The organism is Neobacillus drentensis (genome assembly GCF_036966985.1).
GTDB classification, from domain to species: Bacteria; Bacillota; Bacilli; order Bacillales; family Cytobacillaceae; genus Neobacillus; species Neobacillus drentensis_E.
Map to the genome: position 1 here is coordinate 1 of NZ_JBALSN010000630.1, position 3,851 is coordinate 3,851.

At 40.7% G+C, this 3,851-nt stretch carries 2 protein-coding genes and 1 pseudogene; all 3 read right to left on the bottom strand.

The window, feature by feature from the left end; genetic code table 11:
- Positions 1-798, bottom strand: a 798-nt coding sequence (gene fdhD, locus V7659_RS29410; protein WP_335543580.1) for a formate dehydrogenase accessory sulfurtransferase FdhD, incomplete at its 3' end; no start/stop codon positions are given.
- A gap of 33 nt (positions 799-831) precedes the next feature.
- Positions 832-3,247: pseudogene (locus V7659_RS32315) on the bottom strand (FdhF/YdeP family oxidoreductase).
- A 163-nt stretch (positions 3,248-3,410) separates the two neighbouring features.
- On the bottom strand, positions 3,411-3,776 hold the full coding sequence (locus V7659_RS29425; protein WP_026565322.1) for a DUF2294 domain-containing protein: 366 nt from the start codon (positions 3,774-3,776) through the stop codon (positions 3,411-3,413).
- Positions 3,777-3,851: the final 75 nt, after the last annotated feature.

Sequence of the window (3,851 nt, forward strand, 5' to 3'; positions counted from 1 at the left end):
GTGATATTCTATTCCTTGTATGCGCTCCTGATGGGTGTAAACATTAAACCCGTTAGCTCGGATAAAGCCAACTGCTGTAATTCCAAGTTCTTCTGCTAAATCTATAGCAAGATTGGTAGGGGCAGATTTTGAAAGAATAATCCCTACACCTATTTTGGCTGCTTTTAGTAACACCTCGGATGAAATTCGGCCACTGAAAGCTATGATTTTATCTTTTAGAGGTATTCGGTTAATCAAGCAATAGCCAAATAGTTTATCCAGGGCATTATGTCGGCCGATATCTGTTCTTGCTGCCACAATTCCATCCTTCGTACATAAGGCTGCATTATGGACCCCGCCGGTCTGTTGAAAATGTGAAGAACTTTCCTGCATTTGCTTCATTAACTCACGGCACTGTTCCGGTGTAACCGTCATTCTTGTCATCACCGTTTTAGCGGTCTTTACATCGTTATGAAAGTAAAATTGCCGTCCTTTTCCACAACAAGAACCAATAAATCTTTTCGAATGGAAATCTTTTTGGATTGAATGTTTATTAACTAAATCGACATAAGCAAAACCCTTTTCTTCATCGATGTGGAATGAGTGAATATCTTGGTAGACTCGGATCACACCTTCTGAAGCTAGAAAACCAACCACCAATTCTTTCAGTTCAGATGGGGTACATACCATGGTGGCAAACTCAGTTCCATCTAAAATAATCGTTAAGGCAGATTCAACTGCAATGTCATCCTCTTCCTCTATGAAGTTATGTCCATTGTACTTGACAATACTTTGAGAAGTAGTAATTTCCTTAAACAAATTCGGTACCCCTTTCCATGGATATTTTTGCCCTTAACCAACTTCTGTTTCAAGATCAGCAATTGGCTTTTCTAAATATTGAGTATCTTTCCGTGCATGATATCGCTCTGCTTTTTCCACATTAACGGTGATGTTGTAATCAGGAATGCCTGCAAATTTCTCATAACGACCGCGCGGCAGCAAGTAGTTTCCTTCTGGGAAATGAACTTCTAAATTTCCTTGCGCAATATCAACAAACTTAGCCGTACCTTGGAAGACGCCAAAGCCATTATAAACAACAATTCCTTCGCCTTCAGCAATGCTTAATTTTTGTCCATCCACAGGACTCATTAATACATCATAACGACCTGCACCGTTTAACGGATCGACTTCTTTATATACCATCGAGTTAAACTGCTTCCCACGGCGGGATGTAATAATAAATTGTTCAGGCTTTTTATTTAAATCCGGAATATCAACCTGAATTAAAGTACCTCTGCCATCCGGAGTTGGACAAATTCCATCTTCACATAACCAAGCGCCACCCCACTGGAACACGTCTCCTTGCTTTTTCAAATGCTGGATTCCGTCGTAATCAGGGTTTGCCTTGGCAATTTCCTCACGAATGGCCTGACCGTCTGCAAAATCAACCAATTGGGCTGTTTCTGGTTTCACACGCTTCGCAAGGTCCAGATAAATCTTCCATTCCGCACGTGCCTCTTCAATCATGTTTTTGTTACCAGTAATTTCAGGAGAAAAGTAAACCATCCGCTCTGTTGATGTACTCGTGCCGCCTCCTTCTTGCTCATAACGCGTTTTCGCTGGTAAGACGATGACGGCTTCTTTTGCATCAACTAACGTCGATGTGTTTAAAATAATATCTTGATGGACCCGAATCTCCAGTTCGGATAAGGCTTGTTCAATAAAATCTGGGTCTGGCATCGTTTCTAAGAAATTTCCGCCAGATAGGTAATATAATTTCACTTTCCGCTCATGATCTTCTGGAAGGACAATGTTTTCTAGTGTGACGCCAACGATATCACCCTGCCAGTTTGGAAGGTCAAATCCCCAAAGCTTTTCGATTCGTTCTACATTTTTTTCGTCCCAGCCTCCGCCAGGTAAAACAAACGGGTCTGCCCCCATTTCTCCGCTGCCTTGCACACTTGAGTGTCCACGGAACGGCATAAGACCCGCGTGCTTTCGCCCTAAGTGTCCACGCAGGAGTGCCAGGTTTGCGACTTGAGAGATATTGTCTGTCGCAAAAGAGTGCATCGTCAGTCCAAGTGCCCACGCATATACCGCGTTTTTGCTGTTTGCTAGAAGTTCAGCTAATTCAATAATTCGTTCTTTTGAAACGCCTGAAGACTCGATGATATCTTCCCAAGATTGTTCTTGGACTTTTTTCTTCAGTTCTTCTTTGTCCATATAAGAAGATACACGGTCGTCTCCAAATGCTTTCTTTGCTCCTTCAGCAATGAATGCGCCAAGACGGCCAAACGTTAAAACATGATCAATAAACTCAGGCTTGATGTACTCCCCTACTTCAAAANNGCTTAATGATTCCATGCATAAAGGCAATATCCCCGCCGATGTTGACTTGATAGAAGTCATCGGCAATTTTTGTTCCGAATAACGCGGACTCAGGGTTTGAAGGAATCCAATACTGGTCCATGGCTGGTTCGCGGTATGGGTTAACCACAATGATCTTGGTCCCTTTTTTCTTTGCTTCAAGCATATACTTTGAAGATACAGGTGATGAGTTCGAAGCGACACTTCCCCAAAATAATAAGACATCTGTTCCAATCCAATCTAGATAATTGGATGTAGAAGCCCCCACACCAATGGAACGTTTTAAAGCTGTTTTACTGGGAGCGTGACAAATACGGGAAGCGTTATCAATATGATTGGTCCCAAGAAAACGCGCAACTTTGGCCGCAACATAATAGCTTTCGTTTGTAATCCCTCGAGCGGTTAAATAAAAAGCATATTGTTTCGGATCCAACTTTTTCATTTTTTCTGCAATGAGATTCATTGCGTCATCCCAAGTAATCCGTGAAAATTTACGTTCCCCTTTGCGTCGAATCATTGGATAGGGAATCCGACCCAGCTTACGAAGTTCAGTGCTATCATATTTCTTTAGTTCATCAATGTCTGCATGCAGAATTTCAGGTTGAATCGCAGGCATTGTATTTAGCCGAAGGACATTCAAACGTGTGGTGCAAACGTGTGGACCATCCAATGTTTGGTCATATAACCCAGATACACCAAGTGCACAACCGTCACAAACCCCTTTCGTTATAATCCGTGTAGCATAGCCGATATTATCTTTATTATCCCAAGCGATTTTCATCGTATCGCGGATATGCTGTGGTTTAATCTTTCCTAAACCAAAAGGAATTGGACTTACCCAGTATTTAGGAGCTGGTAACTTTGCTTTTTTTTGTGGTCCAGGATGTTGTGTTTTCCCCATTTTCATTTCCTCCTTAATCATGTCAATTGCTATTTTTCCAATAAAAAACCACCTAAGACTATATTCATCCGATAAAACGGACAAATTGCTCTAGGTGGTTAGTCTTTAACAGGGTCGCTGTCAAGTGCCAACAATATGTAGTTGAATGATGTTTCTATTGAAATTAACTTTTTACGTTAAACTTTTCCTCAATATCTTGATCAAACACGAAGATTGACATCCCCATGTCGTCTTCAATATCAATATCCACAAAGACACGAATGAATTTTGCACCAAGTAGTTCTTCCATTTCCTGAGGATAGTTTTTTTTATAAATCTCCTTGACCATTTCAGTACGAGCAGATCGTAACATTTGTTTCCCATCTTCAGCTGAAGCAATAAATTTTTCAATGGGAGATAAATTTCCTTCTAATTCACAAATTGCCCAGTTCTTACAAAACTTTGTTCGAACTTGACTAGGGCCTTTACCCATATGACGTTTTCTATAGGCGCGAACAATGTTACTAAATTCTGCTTCATATTTATTCACATGACTCAACTCACTTGTTTTACTCAATGTTATCACTGTGTTAATGATGTTTATACTATAAGTATACTATATAAC